Genomic DNA, 21,264 nt, shown 5'->3' on the forward strand with positions numbered 1-21,264 from the left:
TTGATTTTTGTTGTTGTTTTTTGTTGGTTTAATGTGAAATTTGACCATTTGGTCCACTTTTTATCATGCCATACAATTTTTTGTGAACTCAAGGAAGAGAAAGCGTTTTCTATCGTCACTTAGTTGATCTTTTTGCCTGTTAAACCGAATAACTTCCTTATAATGTACAAAATAACATAAAAAACACCCTCTTTAAGTTGACTTTTATCCGGCTTAACTTCAGAATGCCGCCGTTTGCCAGAAATCCATGGGTAAGCAAATTTGCATTGCTTCATACTGACTGAATGAATTAATATGCAAATAAAGTGAGTGAATATTCTCTGGAGGGTGTTTTGATTAAGTCAGCGCTATTGGTTCTGGAAGACGGAACCCAGTTTCACGGTCGGGCCATTGGGGCAACAGGTTCGGCGGTTGGGGAAGTCGTTTTCAATACTTCAATGACCGGTTATCAAGAAATCCTCACTGATCCTTCCTATTCCCGCCAAATCGTCACTCTTACTTATCCCCATATTGGTAATGTCGGCACCAATGAAGCCGATGAAGAATCTTCTCAGGTTCATGCGCAAGGTTTAGTGATTCGCGATCTGCCGCTGATTGCCAGTAACTTCCGTAACACAGAAGACCTCTCTTCTTACCTCAAACGCCATAACATTGTGGCGATTGCTGATATTGATACCCGCAAGCTGACCCGACTGCTGCGTGAGAAAGGCGCACAGAACGGCTGCATCATTGCCGGCGATAACCCGGATGCGAAGCTGGCGCTGGAAAAAGCGAAAGCATTTCCTGGACTTAACGGTATGGATCTGGCGAAAGAGGTGACCACTGCGGAAGCCTACCGCTGGACGCAGGCGAGCTGGACGCTGAAAGACGGTTTACCGGAAGCGAAATCTGAGGATGACCTGCCGTTCCATGTGGTGGCCTATGATTTCGGCGCAAAACGCAACATTCTGCGTATGCTGGTGGACCGCGGCTGCCGCCTGACGGTGGTTCCGGCGCAAACCTCTGCCGACGAGGTGCTGAAGATGAACCCGGACGGTATCTTTCTCTCCAATGGCCCTGGCGACCCGGCGCCGTGCGACTACGCCATTCACGCCATTCAGAAATTCCTTGAAACCGAGATTCCGCTATTTGGCATCTGCCTTGGGCATCAGTTGCTGGCGCTGGCTAGCGGGGCGAAGACCGTCAAGATGAAGTTCGGCCATCACGGCGGCAACCATCCGGTAAAAGATATGGACCGAAACGTGGTGATGATTACTGCGCAAAACCACGGCTTTGCGGTGGATGAGGCGACGCTGCCCGCCAACCTTCGCGTGACCCATAAATCCCTGTTCGACGGCACCCTGCAAGGGATTCATCGTACCGATAAACCAGCGTTCAGTTTTCAGGGGCACCCGGAAGCGAGCCCTGGTCCGCACGACGCCGCGCCGTTATTCGACCACTTTATCGAGCTTATCGCGCAATACCGTAAAATCGCTAAGTAATCAGGAGTATTAAGACAATGCCAAAACGTACAGATATAAAAAGCATCCTGATTCTGGGCGCGGGCCCGATTGTTATCGGTCAGGCATGTGAGTTTGACTACTCCGGCGCTCAGGCATGTAAAGCGCTGCGCGAAGAGGGGTATCGCGTTATCCTGGTGAACTCCAACCCGGCCACCATCATGACCGACCCGGAAATGGCCGATGCCACCTACATTGAGCCGATTCACTGGGAAGTGGTGCGCAAAATCATCGAAAAAGAGCGTCCGGACGCGGTGCTGCCGACGATGGGCGGTCAGACGGCGCTGAACTGCGCGCTGGAGCTGGAGCGTCAGGGCGTACTTAAAGCGTTCGGCGTGACCATGATTGGCGCGACCGCCGACGCGATTGATAAAGCCGAAGATCGTCGTCGTTTCGATATCGCGATGAAAAAGATCGGCCTTGAAACGGCGCGTTCCGGTATCGCGCATACGATGGAAGAGGCGCTGGCTGTGGCGGCTGACGTTGGCTATCCGTGCATCATCCGCCCGTCTTTTACCATGGGCGGCACTGGCGGCGGTATCGCTTATAACCGTGAAGAATTTGAAGAAATTTGCGCCCGTGGCCTGGATCTTTCCCCAACCAACGAGCTGCTGATTGATGAATCGCTCATCGGCTGGAAAGAGTACGAGATGGAAGTGGTGCGTGATAAAAACGACAACTGCATCATCGTCTGCTCTATCGAAAACTTCGATGCGATGGGCATCCACACCGGTGACTCCATTACCGTGGCGCCGGCGCAGACCCTGACCGATAAAGAATATCAAATCATGCGTAATGCCTCGATGGCGGTACTGCGTGAAATAGGCGTCGAAACTGGCGGTTCCAACGTCCAGTTCGCCGTGAACCCGAAAAACGGTCGCCTGATTGTTATCGAGATGAACCCGCGCGTCTCGCGCTCTTCGGCGCTGGCCTCGAAGGCTACCGGCTTCCCGATTGCTAAGGTTGCCGCGAAACTGGCGGTGGGTTACACCCTCGACGAGCTGATGAACGACATCACTGGTGGTCGCACGCCAGCCTCCTTCGAACCGTCCATCGACTACGTGGTGACTAAGATTCCTCGCTTCAACTTTGAGAAGTTTGCTGGCGCTAACGATCGTCTGACCACCCAAATGAAATCGGTCGGCGAAGTGATGGCGATTGGCCGCACGCAGCAGGAATCGCTGCAAAAAGCGCTGCGCGGCCTGGAAGTAGGCGCCACGGGTTTCGACCCGAAAGTGAGTCTCGATGACCCGGAAGCGTTGACCAAAATCCGCCGCGAGTTGAAAGATGCTGGCGCCGAGCGTATCTGGTACATCGCCGATGCCTTCCGTGCGGGCCTGTCCGTCGATGGCGTGTTTAACCTGACCAACATCGACCGCTGGTTCCTGGTGCAAATTGAAGAGCTGGTGCGCCTGGAAGAGAAAGTGGCGGAAGTGGGCATTAACGGCCTCGACGCTGACTTCCTGCGTCACCTGAAGCGTAAAGGCTTTGCCGATGCGCGTCTGGCGAAGCTTGCGGGCGTTCGCGAAGCGGAAATCCGCAAGCTGCGCGACCAGTTTGACCTGCACCCGGTCTACAAGCGCGTGGATACCTGCGCGGCGGAGTTCGCCACCGACACCGCCTATATGTACTCTACCTATGAAGACGAGTGCGAATCCAACCCGTCCGTTGACCGCGACAAAATTATGGTGCTCGGCGGCGGCCCGAACCGTATCGGCCAGGGTATTGAATTCGACTACTGCTGCGTACACGCCTCGCTGGCGCTGCGCGAAGACGGTTACGAGACCATTATGGTCAACTGTAACCCGGAAACTGTCTCTACCGACTATGACACATCTGACCGTCTGTACTTCGAGCCGGTAACGTTGGAAGACGTGCTGGGAATCGTGCGCATCGAGAAGCCGAAAGGCGTTATCGTGCAGTACGGCGGGCAGACTCCGCTGAAGCTAGCGCGCGCACTGGAAGACGCTGGCGTACCGGTTATCGGTACCAGCCCGGATGCTATCGACCGTGCGGAAGACCGCGAACGCTTCCAGCACGCGGTTGACCGTCTGAAGCTGAAGCAGCCAGCCAATGCTACCGTTACCGCAATTGAGCAAGCGGTAGAGAAGGCGAAAGAGATTGGCTATCCGTTGGTTGTACGTCCGTCCTACGTGCTGGGCGGTCGGGCGATGGAAATCGTCTATGACGAAGCGGACCTGCGCCGTTACTTCCAGACGGCGGTCAGCGTCTCTAACGATGCGCCGGTATTGCTCGATCACTTCCTGGATGATGCGGTAGAAGTCGATGTGGATGCCATCTGCGACGGCGAAATGGTGCTGATTGGCGGCATCATGGAGCATATTGAGCAGGCGGGCGTACACTCTGGCGACTCAGCCTGTTCACTGCCGGCCTACACACTGAGCCAGGAAATTCAGGACGTGATGCGCCAGCAGGTGCAGAAGCTGGCTTTTGAGCTGCAGGTGCGCGGTCTGATGAACGTGCAGTTTGCGGTGAAAGACAACGAAGTCTACCTGATTGAAGTGAACCCTCGTGCGGCGCGTACCGTACCGTTCGTCTCCAAAGCCACCGGCGTGCCGCTGGCGAAAGTGGCAGCGCGCGTGATGGCGGGCAAAACGCTTACTGCGCAGGGCATCACCAAAGAGGTTATTCCGCCGTACTACTCGGTGAAAGAAGTGGTGCTGCCATTCAATAAGTTCCCTGGCGTTGACCCGCTGTTAGGGCCAGAAATGCGCTCAACCGGAGAAGTGATGGGGGTGGGCCGCACCTTTGCGGAAGCGTTTGCTAAAGCGCAACTGGGTAGCAATTCCACAATGAAGAAATCGGGCCGTGCGCTGCTCTCTGTACGTGAAGGCGACAAAGAGCGTGTGGTGGATCTCGCCGCTAAACTGCTGAAACAGGGCTTTGAGCTGGATGCCACTCACGGAACGGCCATTGTGCTGGGAGAAGCGGGGATTAATCCTCGTCTGGTGAACAAGGTGCATGAAGGTCGCCCGCACATTCAGGACCGTATCAAGAATGGCGAATACACCTACATTATCAATACTACCGCAGGTCGCCGGGCGATTGAAGACTCAAGGGTGATTCGTCGTAGCGCGCTACAGTATAAAGTGCATTATGACACCACGCTGAACGGCGGTTTTGCGACGGCGATGGCGCTCAATGCGGACGCAACTGAGAAAGTTATCTCAGTGCAGGAGATGCACGCGCAAATCCAGAAATAACGTGTGACCCATAGGGCCATCGCCAGAAAGTATCCATTATCGCTTGTTTAAACGGTTCCTGAAAGGGAACCGTTTTTTTTACATTATCAGGTAATTCCTGGCCAAAGGTATTTCGTTAACCGCATTTTCAATCTTATAAGCAAGATTTTGCTCACACTAATTGACTGTTAAGTTGCATACTATTCCCCTATATCCACATTTTTAAAATGGTTAATTAGGTGATTTAGAGGTTGCCGAAATAAGCCGTAGCGAGATTTTTTAATTTGTAAAAATGGTGTACTTATGAGTAAAGAATATGTTGAAAAGCCACTTTATTTGTTAATTGCTGATTGGGTAATGGCGGAGAACCGTTGGGTGAGCGCTAAAGAGATTGCTAAGCAATTTAATATGGACCACTGCAAGGCGATAAACACGGTTTCTTATATTCTTTCAGAAGTGGGAGAAATAAACTGCGAAACTAAAACCATTCCTAATCAACTCGAAGGGCGAGGCTGCCAGTGTCAGCGTCTGGTGCGTATTAAAAGTATTGATTCGCAGCTGTATGCGCGCATTGGAAATAGCGCCCGGGAAAAGATGGCTGGGGCAGGAAAAACGCCACATATGACGACAGTTCCGCCGACGGAGCTTAACCGGGAGCAAAAGTGGCAAATGATGCTGTCAAAAAGTATGCGTCGTTAGGCCGTATAAGGCCCATGTCGGGTAATCTTTGAATAAAACTGTTTCGGACAGGCGTATCAACATACGTCTGTCCGGGAAAAGTCCACACTCCCGCTTTCTCCACTGCGCTATCCGCTTATATGACGTTACACTCATCGGTATTTCTCTGAACAAAGGCTCAACATTTCCGGGAAAAAAACGTATCGCAGGGCATTTATCCTTATGATTAGGCATAAGGAACAGGACCTCTGTGATGAAAATGAAAATGAAAATGAAAATGAAAATGAAAATGATAACACTTTATTTGTCTGCGCTATTTTCCGCCGCATCCTTTGCTACGGAGATAAACGCTTGCAAAGACCTGATCGGAACATGGGAAACCACAGCAGATAACCCGCCTTATACCATGACAATATTGCCGCCAGTAGAAACCTGCGGGCAAGAATGTGTGAAACTGAACGTGCAGTATGAACTTGACGTGACTCACCGCAACGCGCTTTATTGCCATGAAGGACTGGAGGGCGTAAAAGGGCAGGGACCAATGGTGATAGCATTTGAAGGGGCATATGGTGGACACGCTATCGGAACCTATAACCGACAGTTGCAATTACTTTGGGCGGGCGTAATACCAAAAGATAAGCAGGGAAAGTGGATAACGAAAATGGACAATTACTGGTTCAAACAGGTGAAAGCGCACTAAATATTACTTTAAAACAAGTTCCGGAAAACTATCTTTCTGTCAAGAGACTCACTGCCTGCTCGTTTTACTGGCTTACCTGCTTCAGATAAGATTTTAATAAAAAAGGAGGGCCGGCATCTCTTTCCAGACGGCCCTGAGCGGATTGTGACACAACATGGCACCTTGCCGGCGCTCTCTTATTGTTTCATGCGTGTGCCATCGCTATGGCGCAATCAGAGCATTGTGATTTTGCTGCATCTTTATAAACGTCGGCAACGGCTTCAAAATTTGGGCCATGCTCGCGCGTAGCGATAATATGTTTTTTCATCGTTCTGTTCTTGTTGTATTAATGATAATATTTGCGCAACATCATTAATTCTTACCGAAGTTATTTATAACTCCGATTGATGATTCGAAATAGCCTTGTTTGACATAATTGTCTTATAGCTTGTTATAGTCACCTGTCTATAATTTTGTCAATAAAAAATTATTTCCGAAGGGTAAAAATAAACATAACTACTTATAAAGATGCTTTTTATATTTTTTGCAATGGTTGAAGACTTATTGAATCTCCCAATGATGAGATGGTTATTTATCAATAAGCAATATAACAAAATTGAGTTGTTTTTTAATTTCCCCGGATGATATTACCGGCTGTATGTTTTTTGTTGCGCTGCTCGTTGCTGACGGTATGTTTTCCGGGGAAATTCCATTGCAGTGACATAGGGTATCGCCGTAGCTGAGGGGGGAAGGCGCGAGTATGGTTCTGTAGGGGATGTTTAATAATGTGTTTTCTTATTAGGTAATGTTTTTAGTTGTATCTCTAAAATAAAATCAATGTACTTCCCGTCTAAATAATTTTTAGATAGTCATTGTCATTTGTTAATGTATTTCTAATTTGAAATACAAATCAATTTATAACACATATTCTTACCCGGAAGACATTGATACACGCCCATGCTTCCTCATACAGTAATAAAAGAAAATGTGATAAGTTTACTGACCACAGGTATAATAATATGAGTAATAAAAAAAATCTGTCTACAGATGAGACGGATCTTACCCGTAGAAAACTGTTGACCAGCGCCGGTATTCTTACCGTCGGAGGTATGTTATCCGGTGCGGTAAAGGCTGATGAAAAATGCGCCGTCAAAGCGAAACCGGCGTGGGATAAACCGTTTACTGGCGAAATCCCGGAAAAATTGCCAGAAGGATATAATATTCTGTTAGTGGTGACCGACCAGGAGCGTTTTTTCGCTACGTATCCTTTCCCGGTACCCGGCAGAGAGCGGCTCATGAAAACGGGGGTGACATTCTGTAACCACCAGAATACCAGTAATGTCTGCACGCCTTCCCGCTCCGTATTGTATACCGGCTTACATATGCCCCAGACAAAGATGTTTGATAATCTGGGATTACCCTGGATGCCCTATGACCTTGACCCCGCTCTTGGAACCACAGGCCATATGATGCAGAAATTGGGATACTATACGGCCTATAAAGGGAAGTGGCATCTTACAGAAAAACTGGAGAAGCCTCTTCCTGATGAAAAAGATGAGGATATTGATGTCGGGAATATTCCTGAGCCAGAATTACATAAGATTATGGAAAAATATGGTTTTTCTGACTATCACGGCATCGGGGATATTATAGGCCATTGTAAAGGCGGCTATTTTTATGATTCAACCACCACGGCCCAGACCATAAATTGGTTAAGGTGTAAGGGACAGCCGCTAAATGACAAAAACAAACCTTGGTTCTTGGCTGTTAACCTCGTTAATCCTCATGACGTGATGTTTATTGATACGGATAAAGCGGGAGAAAAGGTACAATGGCGTGGCGAGTTGGATCATGATGATAATACCCTGGCGCCTACGCAACCGCCTGAAAACGAGCTTTATCAGGCAAGCTGGCTGAACTATCCGCTACCAGCGAACAGGCACCAATCATTCAATGAGCAGGGAAGACCACCTGCGCATCTTGAATACCAGACGGCGCGGGCAGCGCTGGAAGGGCAATTTCCTGATGAAGATCGTCGTTGGCGTAAATTGCTTGACTACTATTTCAACTGTATTCGCGACTGTGATACTCACCTTGACCGAATATTAAATGAACTTGATGCCCTCAAGCTGACCAATAAAACTATTGTCGTATTTACTGCCGATCATGGCGAATTAGGTGGAAGCCATCAGATGCACGGTAAAGGCGCCTCTATTTATAAAGAACAAATCCATGTACCGATGATTATTTCCCATCCGGCGTATCCGGGTAATAAGAAATGTCAGGCGTTGACCTGTCATCTTGATATTGCGCCGACCCTGGTTGGGCTGACCGGTTTGCCGGAAGAAAAACAACGCCAAGCGTTAGGTAACCGTAAAGGCGTTAACTTTAGCGGATTGCTAAAAAACCCGGAAGGCGTTGCAGTCAATGCGGTGAGAAATGCCAGCTTATATTGCTATGGCATGATCCTGTATACCGATGCCCATTATCTCCACCGCGTTATAGCGCTACAAAGAGATAAGCAAAAAAACGTGGCGCAAATCAAGCAGGAGATATCCCATTTGCATCCTGATTTCAGTCATCGTTCAGGGACGCGGATGATTAACGATGGCCGTTATAAGTTTGCGCGTTACTTCTCGCTAAGAGAGCATAATACGCCTGAAAACTGGCAGGATCTTATTAAATATAATGATCTTGAACTTTACGATCTTAAAAATGATCCAGATGAGAATCATAACCTCGCCGCCGATAAAGAGAAATATCAGGACCTTATTCTTAAGATGAATGAAAAACTGAATAAAATTATCAAAGACGAAATTGGCGTGGACGATGGTAGCTTTATGCCTGATGCCGCCAGCGAACCGTGGGATCTTACCATTGAGCAGTTCAGCCGCATGGCGAAAGATTAATCGCCTGATCCGGTAGACGCTAATTTATGTTCCGGAAAAAAGCCTTAAACCGCTTTGTCATCAGTTTAAGGCTACTGGCATCAATGGCCTTTCCATTCCGGATCGCGTTTTTCGGCAAACGCCAGCGGCCCTTCGAGGGCATCTTCCGAGTGCAGGACGGCGGGATAGTGTCTTAGTGAGCCGCTACGGATATAGCGATAGCCTTCTTCTACCGACATGTCGCGAGTGGTTCGGGTAATTTCTTTCAGGGCGGCGACCGCCAGCGGCGCGCTTTGTACTAGCTGTCGCGCCAGCTCGCGGGCGCTATCAAGCAACTCATGCGGGCTGACGACACGGTTTACTACTCCCCAGCGCAGCGCTTCTTCCGCTGTCATTCGTCTGCCGGTCATCACCATATCATTGACGATCGCAGGCGGTAGTATTTTCGGTAGACGCAGTACGCCGCCGCTATCCGGCACGATACCGAGTTTAGCTTCCGGCAGCGCGAAGCTGGCGTGATCCGCGCAGATAATGAAATCCGCCGCCAGTGCCAGTTCGAATCCGCCGCCGAAAGCATAGCCGTTGACTGCGGCAATCACCGGTTTATTGAGATCAAAAAGCTCGGTTAAACCGGCAAAACCGCCGGGGCCGAAATCCGCATCCGGCGCTTCGCCTTCAGCGGCGGCTTTTAAATCCCAGCCGGCAGAAAAAAATTTTTCTCCCGCTCCGGTGATGATCGCCACGCGCAAATGCGGGTCGTCGCGGAAGCTAAGAAATGCCTCGCCCATCGCAAAACTGGTTCTGGCGTCAATCGCGTTCGCTTTCGGGCGATCGAGCGTAATTTCAAGAATGGGGCCATTACGGGTCAGGCGCAATGATTCACTCATATCTTCAATCCTTTATTCGCTTATTCTCTTTTCAGGGCCACAGTTATCCGCCAGAAATATCTCTATTTCCAGGACTAGGTTGATTTATTTAGCGGGCGGCGCCCGCCGGGGACGTTATTTCAGATTTTTTTTAATGATTTTTCCTGAACAATTACGGGGCAAATCTTCTCTTATTTCCAGATATGAAGGCACTTTAAATTTCGCCATATTTTCCTCACAAAACGTAAAAAAATCCTCCTCGGTTAATGTTTCTCCTTCATTGAGTACTACAAACGCTTTAATAGCTTCATCGCGAATATCATCCTTAATGCCGATAACCACGACATCCTGAATTTTAGGATGTCCGGCGATGATATTTTCCAGTTCGACGCAAGAGACATTTTCTCCGCCGCGCTTAACCATGTTGCAACGACGATCGACGAAATAGAAAAAGCCTTCCTCATCGCGATAGCCGGAATCGCCGGTATGCAGCCAGCCGTTGGGCTCAAGCGCTTTGGCTGTGGCATCCGGGCGTTCGAAATAAGATTTAAAAAGCGTTTTACCAGGAATACCTTTAATGCATATTTCCCCGATTTCGCCGGGAGGAAGCGCGCGGTTTTGTTCGTTGCGAATCTCCGCTTCATAGCAAAAACCTGGACGACCAATCGACGGCCAGCGCCGCTTATCGCCGGGCCGGTCGCCGATAATACCGACAATGGTTTCTGTCATACCATAAGAGGTGAACAACCGGACGCCGAAGCGCTCAGTAAAGGCCTCTTTCTCTTGCACGGACAGGTTGAGGTAAAACATCACTTCGCGTAAACAGTGGTGACGATCGTCAGCGGCTGGCGTCTGCGTCATCAACGTTCGGATCATCATCGGGATACATTCCGTCACTGTCGCGCAATATTTTCTCACCTGTCCCCAGAAGGCGCGGGCGCTGTACTTTTCGATCAGCACAAACGTAGCGCCCACAGAAAAGGCCGCCATCGCCGCCGTACACTGGCAGTCGATATGGAAGGCGGGCATGACGGTTAGATAAACATCATCTTCGCGCAACGCGCATTGCCAGGAGGAGTAATAGCCAGCGAAACGTAAATTATAGTGAGTAATCACTACCCCTTTCGGGCGGGACGTTGTGCCGGAGGTAAAAAGGATTTCCGCAGTATCGTCAGGCGTTAACGGCGGCGTATAAAGCAGGACGTCGGGCTGCTGCGCTTTCAGCGTATAAAAGTGGCTGACACCTTCTTCGGCCGGAAGCGTCGGGCCGATCAGACAAATATGACTGAGCGGCGTGCGCCCTTCCTGCTGAATCTGACGATACATTGGATAAAACGGCGCGCTGGTGACCAGTAACGACGTCCGGCTATTTTGCAGGATCCAGGCGCTCTCCTCGCGCAATAATCTGGCATTAATCGGCACGACGATGGCGCCGATTTTTGCCAGCCCAAACCAGCAAAAGATAAATTCCGGGCAATTGTCCAGATGCAAAGCAACGTTGTCGCCTTTACGTATGCCTAAGGAATAAAAAAGGTTTGCCGTGCGATTGATCTCTCTATTCAGCGAGGCATAGCTGAAATGCTGTACTTCTCCCGCGCAGGATTCAAAAATTAGCGCCGTTTTGTCTTCATATATTCCGGCCAGGTCGTCCCACATCTGACGTAAGTGTTGTCCGCCTACAATATCCATTGCACTTTTATCCACATCCACTAAATCAGGCGTGAGCGCTAACCGGAAAACCGATTAGCGCATCGCGTTTAATCCTCAACTTTGGCCAGCCCTTTGCCGACCAGTTCCTTAATATCTGCTTCGCTATAACCAATATTTTTCAGAATAGCGGCGGTATCCATGCCATGTGACGGCATCGCGCGCCAGATTTTCCCCGGGTTGTTTTTGAATTTCGGCATGATATTCGGCCCCTTACAGGTGCGACCATCCATTGTTTGCCACTGGGTAATAGACTCACGGGCCACGTACTGCGGATGATGTTCCAGTTCCGGAATGGTCAGCACTTTTGCGCAGGCGATATTCAGTTCGGCAAAACGCGCCTGAACGTCAGCGATAGAGCGCGTCGCCAGCCAGGTATCCAGTTTTTCTTCCACCAGCGGCCCATAAGGGCATTCGATACGGTGGATCAACTGCGTGCCTTCCGGCACTTCCGGCGTACCGAGAATATGCGCGAGGCCGATATCTTTAAAGCATTCGTTAATTTGCGTAATGCCGACTAACTCCATCACGATATAACCGTCGGCGCATTTATATAATCCGCAACCGGCGTAATAAGGGTCTTTACCTTTGGTCATTCGCGGGCAGATCTCCCCGCCGTTGAAGTAATCCATCATAAAATACTGCCCCATCCGCAGCATCACTTCATACATCGCGATATCAATACTTTCGCCCTTACCGGTTTCCCGAACTTTATGCAGCGCCGCCAGCGCCGAGGTCGTGGCGGTCAGGCCGGAAAAATAGTCGGCGGTGTAGGGGAACGCGGGCATCGGCTGGTCGACATCGCCGTTTTGGATCAGATAGCCGCTGAACGCCTGGGCGATGGTATTGTAAGCCGGCAGATGGGTGTATTCTTCGTCGCCAAACTGACCGAAGCCGGAGAGATGGGCGATAACCAGTTTTGGGTTATGTTTCCACAGCACTTCATCGGTGATGCCGCGGCGGGCGAACGCCGGGCCTTTACTGGCTTCAATAAAGATATCGGTCGTTTCCATTAATTTCAGAAACGCTTCTCGTCCTTCGTCTTTAAAGATGTTCAGGGAAAGGGCGTGCAGGTTACGACGTGAAAGCTGCGGATAATTCGGCTGGACGCGAATGGTATCGGCCCAGGCCACATTTTCGATCCAGATAACCTCCGCGCCCCATTCAGCGAACATTTGTCCGGCGAACGGTCCGGCGATTTCGATTCCGGAAAAAACAACCCGCAACCCGGAGAGGGGGCCGAAGGCAGGCATTGGTAAATGCGTTGTCATGGTATCACTCCTGTTGCCGGAAAGCGGCGTAAACACCTTTCCGGCCTGCAATATGCACAATCCGTAGGCCCGGTAAGCGCAACGTCACCGGGCGCTTCACTTAGCGGTACTGTTTCAGCACGGCGCGACCGAGCGTCAGGATCTGCATTTCGTCAGATCCGCCGGAAACGCGGTCAACGCGCAGATCGCGCCAGAAACGCGAAATACGATGATTTCCCGCAATGCCCACGCCGCCTAATACCTGCATAGCGCTGTCCACGACCTCAAACGCGGCGTTAGCGCAGAAGTATTTGCACATTGCCGCGTCGCCGGAGGTGATTGTGCCGTTGTCCGCCTTCCATGCGGCTTCCAGCAGCATATTTTTCATGGCGTTTAATTTGATCGCCATATGGGCGAATTTCTCCTGAATTAGCTGGAAGCGGCCAATTGTTTCGCCAAACTGTACGCGCTGATTGGCATAGCGCGCCGCATCTTCAAAGGCGCACATCGCAGTGCCGTAGTTGGTTAACGCCACCAGGAAACGTTCATGGTCGAACTCTTCTTTAACGCGATTAAAGCCGTTACCTTCCCGACCGAACCTGTCTTTCTCGTCCAGTTCAACCTCATCGAAGGTAATTTCGCAGCAGCTATCCATACGCAGACCGAGCTTTTCCAGTTTGGTCACTTTGATGCCCGGTTTGCTCATATCCACGAACCATTCGGTATAGACAGGCTTATCCGGCGATGCGCCATCTCTTGCCATCACCACAATGTAGGGGGTGTACGCGCTACTGGTGATAAAGCACTTGCTGCCATTGAGGTAAACCTTACCATTTTTGCGGGTATAGGTGGTTTTTAAACTCCCGACATCCGAACCGGCACCCGGCTCGGTAATTGCCGAGTTCCACATCTGCTTACCGGTGCCGCGAAAGGCCATAATCTTATCGATCTGTTCCTGGGTGCCTTCACGCAGGAAAGTGTTGAACCCGCCCGGTAATTGGTACAGCACATATGTCGGCGCGCCCAGACGCCCCAATTCCATCCATACCGCCGCAACGGTAACGAATCCGGCGTCCAGGCCGCCGTGCTCTTCCGGGATCAGCAGGCTATCAATCCCCATCTCCGCCAGCGCTTTCACAAAACGTTCGGGATAGATGCTGTCACGATCGCACTCGGCAAAATAGGCTTCCCAGTTCTCACTGGCCATCAATTCACGAATACCGGCGACAAACAGTTCCTGTTCATCATTTAAATTAAAATCCATGTTCCAACCTCTTGATCTCTTGGGGTTAATTTTATTTATCTTTCCAGTGCGTTTTGGCGTCTTTGATAAAGGAGAGCGTCACCATAATGTTGACGAAGAACAGCGGGCAGCCGCCGGCGATAATGGCGGTTTGAATTGGTTTCAGCCCGCCGAGCGCCAACAGAACAATGCCAATAATGCCCACCAGTACCGACCAGCCTATCCGCACCAGTAGCGGCGGTTCTTCGCCGTCGCGCACTTCGCGACAGGTTGACATCGCCAGGGTATAAGAACAGGCGTTAATCAGCGTGACGGTGGCGATAAAGCACAGGATGAAGAATCCCCACATGGTGGCAGTACTGAGCGGCAGGGCGGCCCAGGTTTCGATAATGGCGCGCGCCACGCCGTGCTGGTCGATCAACTGCGGAATATTGAGGATATTTTTATCCATCAGCAGGAGAGTATTGCTGCCGAGGACGGTCCACAAAATCCAGGTGGAAGCCGTCAGCCCCAACACCATGCCGAAGCAGAGTTCACGCACTGTTCGACCACGGGAAATACGGGCGAGGAAGATGCTCATCTGGATGGCGTAAATCACCCACCATGCCCAGTAAAAGACGGTCCAGCTTTGCGGGAACCCGCTTTTACCTATCGGATCGGTGTAAAACAGCATTCGCGGCAGGTACATCAACAGCGTACCGACCGAATCGGTAAAATAGTTCATGATGAAGCTGGCGCCGCTGACAATGAATACCCAGCCCAGCATCAGAAAGCTTAAATAGCTACGGACGTCGCTGGCGATCCTGACCCCTTTTTGCAGACCGCAGGCGACGCAAATCGCGTTCAGGATAATCCAGCAGGTAATAATGATGGCGTCCAGCTCCAGCGTGTGCGGAATACCGAACAGATACTGCATACATTCCGTCACCAGCGGCGTCGCCAGACCGAGGCTGGTTCCCATCGCAAAGATCAGCGCCACCAGGTAGAAATTATCAACGATGGTGCCGAATAGCCCTTTGGCATGTTTTTCGCCGACCAGCGGCACCAGCGTGGAACTGGGACGGATAACATCCATCTTACGGACGAAAAAGAAGTAGGCAAAAGCGACGGAGAGGAAACTGTAGGTCGCCCACGGCAGCGGGCCCCAGTGGAACAGGCTATAAGCGAGGCCAATCTCTTTCGCGCCGGTAGAATTAGGGGCAAGACCGAACGGCGGCGTAGAGATATAGTAATAAATCTCTATTGACCCCCAGAACAGGACGGCGGCGGAGGTACAGGAGGCGAACATCATAAAAATCCAGCTTGCGGTACTGAATTCCGGCGGTTCATCGCCTAATTTCTTTTTTGCATAGGGACCAAAGACCAGCCAGAACCAGCCGATGAGCATGACGACCATATACCATTCAAAGGCCCAGCCCCAAATGTTGGTGACATAACTAAATACGGCGTTAATAACATTATTCGCCGCATCAAGATCCCGAACCGTTAGCCAACAAAGTATCCCTACGATTATGAGTGGCGGGAAAAAAACCTTTGGTTCTATTCCAGACTTTTTCTTGTCAGTTTTCATGAGTTAATTCCAGTGTCAAAACGAAATTTATGCTGCGTTCCTGGCTATTATATTTTGTTTATTTTCCTGAATATTCGACCGGTGATAATTTAACCTCAGGGCGCTTTTGCGAGTAACTCATAATGAGTATTCATCGCACGGCTTTCTGTAATCTGGATCACACTTTTTTGTCGTTTATGTTGACGGTTTGTTTTGTCTTTATTCCTTTGTAATCAAGGTAATAAAAAGATATTGGGCGTTTTTTGCGCGTCTCTCTTTCAATATTGGTGATCCGTAAAACAATATTGAAAATTTTTATATTTTATCGCTGACTGTTCAATATTGGTGAGGTGCTTAACAATATTGAAAGTTATGAAAAACAGGATGTGACTTTTTCAATATTGGTGATTAATGTTTTATTCCCGAATTTAAGAGCGTGATATCTGTATTTAACACCGCCGATATAGAAGATGTTTCCTTCATGATTTCTGGAGATGCAATGAAGATATTGACTTGCTATAAGTGCGTGCCTGATGAACAGGATATTGTGATTAATAACGAAGATGGTTCATTAGATACCCATAAAGCCGACGCCAAAATTAGCCAATACGATTTAAATGCGATTGAAACCGCTTGCCAGTTAAAACAGCAGGCCGGCGATGCCGTGGTTACGGCAATGAGCGTGGGCGGCCAGGCGCTGACCAATGCCAAAGGGCGTAAAGATGTGCTTTCTCGCGGCCCTGACGATCTTATTGTCGTGATTGATGAGCAGTTTGAACAGGCGCTGCCGCAACAAACCGCCGCCGCGCTCGCCGCCGCTGCGCAAAAAGCGGGTTTTGATCTGATTATCTGCGGCGATGGCTCTTCCGATCTTTATGCTCAGCAGGTGAGCCTGCTGCTGGGTGAAACGCTGCATATCCCGGCCATTAACGGCGTGCGCAACATCCTTTCGCTGAGTGAAGACGCCCTTATCGTTGAGCGCGAGTTGGAAGATGAAATCGAAACGCTGCATATCCCGTTACCTGCGGTCGTGGCGGTCTCTACCGATATTAACTCCCCGCAAATCCCGTCGATGAAAGCGATTCTCGGCGCGGCGAAAAAGCCCGTCCAGGTCTGGTCTGCGGCGGACATCGGCTTTAGCGCGGCGGCTGACTACTCCAGCCAACGCGTCGCTGCGCCGAAACAGCGCGAGCGTCAGCGAATTGTCATTGAAGGCGAGGGCGAAGAACAGATCGCCGCATTCGCCGAAAACCTGCGCAAAATCATTAAGTAAGGGGAAGTTATGAGCAAGTTTTCCAGTGTTTGGGTATTCAGCGATACGCCTTCTCGTCTGCCGGAACTGATGGGCGGCGCGCAGCATACCGGCGAACAGATTAACGTTTTCGTACTGAGCGAGGCGGATAGCGAGGCAGCGTTCCATTTTGGCGCGGATCGCGTCTGGTTTTTACGCGGTAAACCTGATGACCGTATGGTGGAAGACTATGCGGAAGCCATGGTGGAAACCCTCCATAAACATGGCGGCGAGGCGGGCATGGTACTACTGCCGAATACCCGTCGCGGAAAACTGCTGGCGGCTAAGCTCGGCTACCGTCTGGCCGCGGCGGTGTCTAACGATGCCAGTAGCGTCGTACCACAAGCGGAAGGGGCTGCGGTAAAACACATGGTTTACGGCGGGCTGGCGATGGGCGAAGAGACGATTACCTCTCCCTGGGCGGTAGTCACGCTGAGCAGCGGCGCTTTCGAACCGGCGCAGGCGGATACGGCGCGCCGCGGCGAGGCGCAGAGCGTGGAGTGGATAGCGCCGGCGATAGCGGTGACGCGTACCGCGACGCAGGCGCGTCAGAGCAACCGCGTCGATCTGGATAAAGCGCGGCTGGTGGTGAGCGTTGGACGCGGGATCGGCAGTAAAGAGAATATCGCGCTGGCACAGGCGCTGTGTCAGACCATCGGCGCGGAGCTGGCCTGCTCTCGTCCGGTCGCGGAAAACGAAAAATGGATGGAACATGAGCGTTATGTCGGTATCTCCAACCTGATGTTAAAACCCGAACTTTATCTTGCCATCGGGATCTCCGGGCAGATCCAGCACATGGTCGGGGCGAATGGATCGCAAACGATCTGCGCCATTAACAAAGATAAAAACGCGCCGATCTTCCAGTACGCGGATTACGGCATTGTGGGCGATGCGGTGAAGATCCTGCCCGCGCTGACCCAGGCATTAGCACGTTGATTGAGCAAGGCGGGGCAAAGCACGTCCCGCCGCTGACTGGGAGTTTCTATGTCTGAAGATATCTTTGACGCCATTATTGTCGGCGCAGGGCTGGCAGGGTCAGTCGCCGCGTTGGTGCTGGCGCGTGAAGGCGCGCAGGTACTGGTGATTGAGCGAGGCAATTCTGCTGGCGCGAAAAACGTCACTGGCGGTCGCCTCTACGCGCATAGTCTGGAGCGTATTCTACCCGATTTTGCGGCACGGGCGCCCGTAGAACGCCTCATTACCCATGAAAAACTCGCCTTTATGACCGAACAAGGGGTGATGGCGGTTGATTATGTTAATGCGGAGGAGCAAGCGCCTTCACGACGTTCTTATTCCGTGCTGCGCAGTAAATTTGACGCCTGGCTGATGGAGCAGGCGGAAGAAGCGGGCGCGCAACTGATTACCGGTATCCGCGTGGATAACGTCGTACAGCGCGACGGCAAGGTCGTCGGCGTGGAAGCCGATGGCGATATTATCGAAGCGAAAGTCGTGATCCTGGCGGACGGCGTCAATTCCTTGCTGGCGGAAAAGCTGGGCATGGCGAAACGCGTCAACGCTTCGCACGTTGCGGTAGGGGTGAAGGAGCTGATCGAATTGCCCAAATCCGTCATTGAGGATCGTTTTCAACTACGGGGCAACGAAGGCGCAGCCTGCCTGTTCGCCGGCGCGCCGACCGCAGGGCTGATGGGCGGCGGATTTTTATATACCAATGAAACCACTCTGTCGCTGGGGCTGGTGTGCGGTCTGCATCATCTGAACGCGGCGACAAAATCCGTGCCGCAAATGCTGGAAGATTTTAAACAGCATCCGGCGGTCGCGCCGCTGATCGCTGGCGGCAAACTGGTGGAATATGCCGCGCATGTCGTCCCGGAGGCCGGGTTTGCTATGCAGCCTGAGCTGGTGAGCGACGGGGTGTTGATTGCCGGCGATGCTGGCGGAATGTGCATGAATCTGGGCTTTACTATTCGCGGTATGGATTTGGCCGTGGCGGCAGGAGACGCGGCGGCGAAAACCGTCCTTTCCGCACTGCGCAGCGCTGATTTTAGTCGGCAAAAACTGGCGGAATATCACCAGCATCTCGACAACGGTCTGATGCGGGATATGCGAATGTACCAGCGTCTGCCGGCGTTTCTCGATAACCCGCGCATGTTTACCCGCTATCCGGAAATGGCGGTCGGTATCGCCCGCGATCTGTTTACCGTTGACGGCGGCGCACCGGAGGCGATGCGTAAAAAAATCCTGCGTCATGCAAAGAAAGTCGGCCTTATCAATCTGATGAAGGACGGTATTAAAGGAGCGACCGCATTATGACTTCCCCCGTCAATGTTGACGTCAAGCTGGGCGTTAATAAATTCAACGTCGATGAAAACAACCCGCATATCGTGCTGAAAACCGAACCGGATAAACAGGCTTTGGAGGTGCTGATTAAGGCATGTCCCGCTGGGTTATATAAGAAGCAGGATGACGGCAGCGTGCGCTTTGACTACGCCGGCTGTCTGGAATGCGGTACCTGTCGGATTCTCGGCCTGGACAGCGCGCTGGAAAAGTGGGAATACCCGCGCGGTACCTTTGGCGTGGAGTTTCGCTACGGTTGATTGACTGCCGGATGGCGCGGTAACTGCGCTTATCCGGCCTACGCTCACGGACTCTGTAGGCCTGATAAGCGCAGCGCCATCAGGCAACCAGGATAAAACAGGACATCACCATGCCGCAGCCCAGAAACTTTGACGACCTTAAATTCTCCTCTATTCACCGCAGAATTATGCTGTGGGGAAGCGGCGGTCCGTTCCTTGATGGCTACGTACTGGTGATCATTGGCGTGGCGCTGGAACAACTGACGCCGCTATTACATCTCGATGCTGAATGGATTGGCGCGCTCGGCGCGGCTACGCTTGCCGGACTGTTTATCGGCACCTCGCTGTTTGGCTATATTTGCGATAAAGTCGGGCGGCGTAAAATGTTCCTGCTTGATATTATCGCTATCGGCGCTCTCTCCGTGGCGACCATGTTTGTTTCCACGCCGCTTGAATTGCTGGTGATGCGCGTTTTAATTGGCATTGTTATCGGCGCGGATTACCCTATCGCCACCTCCATGATTACGGAGTTTTCCAATACCCGCCAGCGCGCGTTCTCCATCGGTTTTATCGCCGCGATGTGGTACGTCGGCGCGACCTGCGCCAATCTGGTGGGGTACTGGCTGTATGACATAGAAAGCGGCTGGCGCTGGATGCTTGGCAGTGCCTTTATCCCGTGCTTAATCATTTTGATTGGCCGCTTTGACCTGCCGGAATCGCCACGCTGGCTATTGCGAAAAGGACGGGTAAAAGAGTGCGAACAAATGATGATCAAACTGTTCGGCGAACCGGTCTGCTTTGACGATGAGCCGCCGCAGGAGACCCGCTTCCTGCAACTGTTTAACCGCCGTCATTTCCCGTTTGTACTGTTCGTCGCGGCTATCTGGACCTGTCAGGTGATCCCGATGTTCGCTATCTATACCTTTGGGCCGCAGATCGTCGGGTTACTCGGCTGGGAACAGGGGCGCAGCGCGGCGCTCGGTAATGTGGTGATTAGCCTCTTTTTTATGCTTGGCTGTATACCGGCGATGTTCTGGCTAAACAGTATTGGCCGTCGCCCTCTGCTTATTGGCAGCTTCGCAATGATGACTATCGCGCTGGCGCTGCTGGGGTTGGTATCAAATCTGGGCATCATACTGGTAGTGGTGGCGTTTGCGGTGTACGCCTTCTTTTCCGGCGGACCGGGCATACTGCAATGGCTTTATCCTAATGAACTCTTCCCTACGGACATTCGCGCTTCGGCCGTGGGGGTCATCATGTCATTAAGCCGCATCGGAACCATTGTCTCCACCTGGGCATTACCGATTTTTATTACTCGTTACGGTATTAATAACGTCATGCTGATTGGCGCGTTGATTTCGTTAGTCGGGCTTGGCGTATCGGTGATGTTTGCTCCGGAAACCCGCGGCTTGACGCTAACACAGACCGGAAACATGACATTGCGCGGAACGCCATCGGATAACCCTCATTAAGAGTGTTCTGCATTTCTCCCCGCTTTTCGCCAATAACGCTACAGTTAACAGTCACATGCTAAAACAACTGAAAAGCAGGGAGAACACCATGCAAAAACGTCTTATGACCGCACTGTTTACCGCAGCAACCCTATTCACCGTCGCAGGATGCTCTTCTAACCAGGCGGTTAAAACCACGGATGGCAAAACTATCGTCACCGACGGGAAACCCGAGGTTGATAACGATACCGGTATGGTGTCTTACAAAAACGCCGCCACCGGGAAAACCGAGCAGATTAACCGCGATCAGTTGAAAAATATGAGCGAGCTGGATAATTAATTCAATTTTTTCTGATTAGCCGCTCAATAATATTCACTATTAGCCTGGCGAATTTGTCACTACACTTTGTGATAAAAAAACAGATA

At 51.3% G+C, this 21,264-nt stretch carries 16 protein-coding genes and 1 pseudogene; 11 read left to right on the forward strand and 6 right to left on the reverse strand.

Annotation, left to right across the window (positions count from 1 at the left end; translation table 11 throughout):
* Positions 1 to 332 precede the first annotated feature (332 nt).
* The 4 genes from carA to F4V61_RS11595 all read left to right on the forward strand — a co-directional run bounded on the left by carA (position 333) and on the right by F4V61_RS11595 (position 6,080).
* Positions 333 to 1,481, forward strand: coding sequence for a glutamine-hydrolyzing carbamoyl-phosphate synthase small subunit (carA, locus tag F4V61_RS11580; RefSeq protein WP_000597266.1), 1,149 nt, complete (start codon positions 333 to 335; stop codon positions 1,479 to 1,481).
* A gap of 17 nt (positions 1,482 to 1,498) precedes the next feature.
* Positions 1,499 to 4,723, forward strand: coding sequence for a carbamoyl-phosphate synthase large subunit (carB, locus tag F4V61_RS11585; protein ID WP_079827730.1), 3,225 nt, complete (start codon positions 1,499 to 1,501; stop codon positions 4,721 to 4,723).
* Between the two features lie 282 nt (positions 4,724 to 5,005).
* Positions 5,006 to 5,401 (forward strand): carnitine metabolism transcriptional regulator CaiF, encoded by a 396-nt coding sequence (gene caiF / locus F4V61_RS11590; protein ID WP_000032593.1) that lies wholly within the window; start codon positions 5,006 to 5,008, stop codon positions 5,399 to 5,401.
* Between the two features lie 262 nt (positions 5,402 to 5,663).
* Positions 5,664 to 6,080: a hypothetical protein gene (locus F4V61_RS11595; protein WP_161737516.1), complete on the forward strand. Its 417-nt coding sequence runs from the start codon at positions 5,664 to 5,666 to the stop codon at positions 6,078 to 6,080.
* Positions 6,081 to 6,264: 184 nt separating this feature from the next.
* Here the strand turns inward: F4V61_RS11595 and F4V61_RS22390 are convergent.
* Positions 6,265 to 6,378 (reverse strand): annotated as a pseudogene (locus F4V61_RS22390) (hypothetical protein); the annotation flags it as partial.
* A 700-nt stretch (positions 6,379 to 7,078) separates the two neighbouring features.
* On the opposite strand from F4V61_RS22390, the gene F4V61_RS11600 reads away from it, so the two are divergent.
* Positions 7,079 to 8,968: a sulfatase-like hydrolase/transferase gene (locus tag F4V61_RS11600; RefSeq protein ID WP_000066325.1), complete on the forward strand. Its 1,890-nt coding sequence runs from the start codon at positions 7,079 to 7,081 to the stop codon at positions 8,966 to 8,968.
* 80 nt (positions 8,969 to 9,048) lie between these two features.
* Here the strand turns inward: F4V61_RS11600 and caiD are convergent, their stop codons facing one another.
* The 5 genes from caiD to caiT form a co-directional block, all read right to left on the reverse strand.
* Complete coding sequence (caiD, locus tag F4V61_RS11605; protein ID WP_000004480.1) at positions 9,049 to 9,834, reverse strand: crotonobetainyl-CoA hydratase; 786 nt, start codon at positions 9,832 to 9,834, stop codon at positions 9,049 to 9,051.
* 114 nt (positions 9,835 to 9,948) lie between these two features.
* Positions 9,949 to 11,502 (reverse strand): crotonobetaine/carnitine-CoA ligase, encoded by a 1,554-nt coding sequence (gene caiC / locus F4V61_RS11610; RefSeq protein WP_000355786.1) that lies wholly within the window; start codon positions 11,500 to 11,502, stop codon positions 9,949 to 9,951.
* Positions 11,503 to 11,570: 68 nt separating this feature from the next.
* The gene (caiB, locus tag F4V61_RS11615; protein WP_038396995.1) at positions 11,571 to 12,791 is read right to left on the reverse strand and encodes an L-carnitine CoA-transferase; all 1,221 of its coding nucleotides are present in this window, start codon (positions 12,789 to 12,791) and stop codon (positions 11,571 to 11,573) included.
* 100 nt (positions 12,792 to 12,891) lie between these two features.
* The gene (gene caiA / locus F4V61_RS11620; RefSeq protein WP_000347101.1) at positions 12,892 to 14,034 is read right to left on the reverse strand and encodes a crotonobetainyl-CoA dehydrogenase; all 1,143 of its coding nucleotides are present in this window, start codon (positions 14,032 to 14,034) and stop codon (positions 12,892 to 12,894) included.
* A gap of 31 nt (positions 14,035 to 14,065) precedes the next feature.
* The gene (gene caiT / locus F4V61_RS11625; protein ID WP_058344641.1) at positions 14,066 to 15,583 is read right to left on the reverse strand and encodes an L-carnitine/gamma-butyrobetaine antiporter; all 1,518 of its coding nucleotides are present in this window, start codon (positions 15,581 to 15,583) and stop codon (positions 14,066 to 14,068) included.
* A 478-nt stretch (positions 15,584 to 16,061) separates the two neighbouring features.
* Between caiT and F4V61_RS11630 the strand changes: the two genes are divergently transcribed.
* The 6 genes from F4V61_RS11630 to F4V61_RS11655 all read left to right on the forward strand — a co-directional run bounded on the left by F4V61_RS11630 (position 16,062) and on the right by F4V61_RS11655 (position 21,178).
* Positions 16,062 to 16,835 carry an electron transfer flavoprotein FixA gene (locus F4V61_RS11630; protein ID WP_038396993.1) on the forward strand — a complete coding sequence of 258 codons (774 nt, stop codon included), beginning with the start codon at positions 16,062 to 16,064 and terminating at the stop codon, positions 16,833 to 16,835.
* A 9-nt stretch (positions 16,836 to 16,844) separates the two neighbouring features.
* The gene (locus F4V61_RS11635) at positions 16,845 to 17,789 is read left to right on the forward strand and encodes an electron transfer flavoprotein subunit alpha/FixB family protein (protein ID WP_000033210.1); all 945 of its coding nucleotides are present in this window, start codon (positions 16,845 to 16,847) and stop codon (positions 17,787 to 17,789) included.
* A gap of 48 nt (positions 17,790 to 17,837) precedes the next feature.
* Positions 17,838 to 19,124: an FAD-dependent oxidoreductase gene (locus tag F4V61_RS11640; RefSeq protein ID WP_001287781.1), complete on the forward strand. Its 1,287-nt coding sequence runs from the start codon at positions 17,838 to 17,840 to the stop codon at positions 19,122 to 19,124.
* Positions 19,121 to 19,408: a ferredoxin-like protein FixX gene (gene fixX, locus F4V61_RS11645; RefSeq protein WP_000203755.1), complete on the forward strand. Its 288-nt coding sequence runs from the start codon at positions 19,121 to 19,123 to the stop codon at positions 19,406 to 19,408. Before F4V61_RS11640 ends, fixX begins: the two co-directional genes overlap by 4 nt.
* Before the next feature lie 110 nt (positions 19,409 to 19,518).
* Positions 19,519 to 20,859 carry an MFS transporter gene (locus F4V61_RS11650; RefSeq protein WP_001136165.1) on the forward strand — a complete coding sequence of 447 codons (1,341 nt, stop codon included), beginning with the start codon at positions 19,519 to 19,521 and terminating at the stop codon, positions 20,857 to 20,859.
* 88 nt (positions 20,860 to 20,947) lie between these two features.
* Positions 20,948 to 21,178, forward strand: coding sequence for a YgdI/YgdR family lipoprotein (locus F4V61_RS11655; protein WP_001172092.1), 231 nt, complete (start codon positions 20,948 to 20,950; stop codon positions 21,176 to 21,178).
* Positions 21,179 to 21,264: the final 86 nt, after the last annotated feature.

This window comes from Salmonella enterica subsp. arizonae (assembly GCF_008692845.1).
GTDB lineage: Bacteria > Pseudomonadota > Gammaproteobacteria > Enterobacterales > Enterobacteriaceae > Salmonella > Salmonella arizonae.

Bases quoted from the DNA above. Each gene is read 5' to 3' on its own strand.
- carB (WP_079827730.1), top strand. From the start codon at position 1,499: ATGCCAAAACGTACAGATATAAAAAGCATCCTGATTCTGGGCGCGGGC.
- caiF (WP_000032593.1), top strand. From the start codon at position 5,006: ATGAGTAAAGAATATGTTGAAAAGCCACTTTATTTGTTAATTGCTGAT.
- F4V61_RS11595 (WP_161737516.1), top strand. From the start codon at position 5,664: ATGAAAATGATAACACTTTATTTGTCTGCGCTATTTTCCGCCGCATCC.
- F4V61_RS11600 (WP_000066325.1), top strand. From the start codon at position 7,079: ATGAGTAATAAAAAAAATCTGTCTACAGATGAGACGGATCTTACCCGT.
- caiD (WP_000004480.1), bottom strand. From the start codon at position 9,834: ATGAGTGAATCATTGCGCCTGACCCGTAATGGCCCCATTCTTGAAATT.
- caiC (WP_000355786.1), bottom strand. From the start codon at position 11,502: ATGGATATTGTAGGCGGACAACACTTACGTCAGATGTGGGACGACCTG.
- caiB (WP_038396995.1), bottom strand. From the start codon at position 12,791: ATGACAACGCATTTACCAATGCCTGCCTTCGGCCCCCTCTCCGGGTTG.
- caiA (WP_000347101.1), bottom strand. From the start codon at position 14,034: ATGGATTTTAATTTAAATGATGAACAGGAACTGTTTGTCGCCGGTATT.
- caiT (WP_058344641.1), bottom strand. From the start codon at position 15,583: ATGAAAACTGACAAGAAAAAGTCTGGAATAGAACCAAAGGTTTTTTTC.
- F4V61_RS11630 (WP_038396993.1), top strand. From the start codon at position 16,062: ATGAAGATATTGACTTGCTATAAGTGCGTGCCTGATGAACAGGATATT.
- F4V61_RS11635 (WP_000033210.1), top strand. From the start codon at position 16,845: ATGAGCAAGTTTTCCAGTGTTTGGGTATTCAGCGATACGCCTTCTCGT.
- F4V61_RS11640 (WP_001287781.1), top strand. From the start codon at position 17,838: ATGTCTGAAGATATCTTTGACGCCATTATTGTCGGCGCAGGGCTGGCA.
- fixX (WP_000203755.1), top strand. From the start codon at position 19,121: ATGACTTCCCCCGTCAATGTTGACGTCAAGCTGGGCGTTAATAAATTC.
- F4V61_RS11650 (WP_001136165.1), top strand. From the start codon at position 19,519: ATGCCGCAGCCCAGAAACTTTGACGACCTTAAATTCTCCTCTATTCAC.
- F4V61_RS11655 (WP_001172092.1), top strand. From the start codon at position 20,948: ATGCAAAAACGTCTTATGACCGCACTGTTTACCGCAGCAACCCTATTC.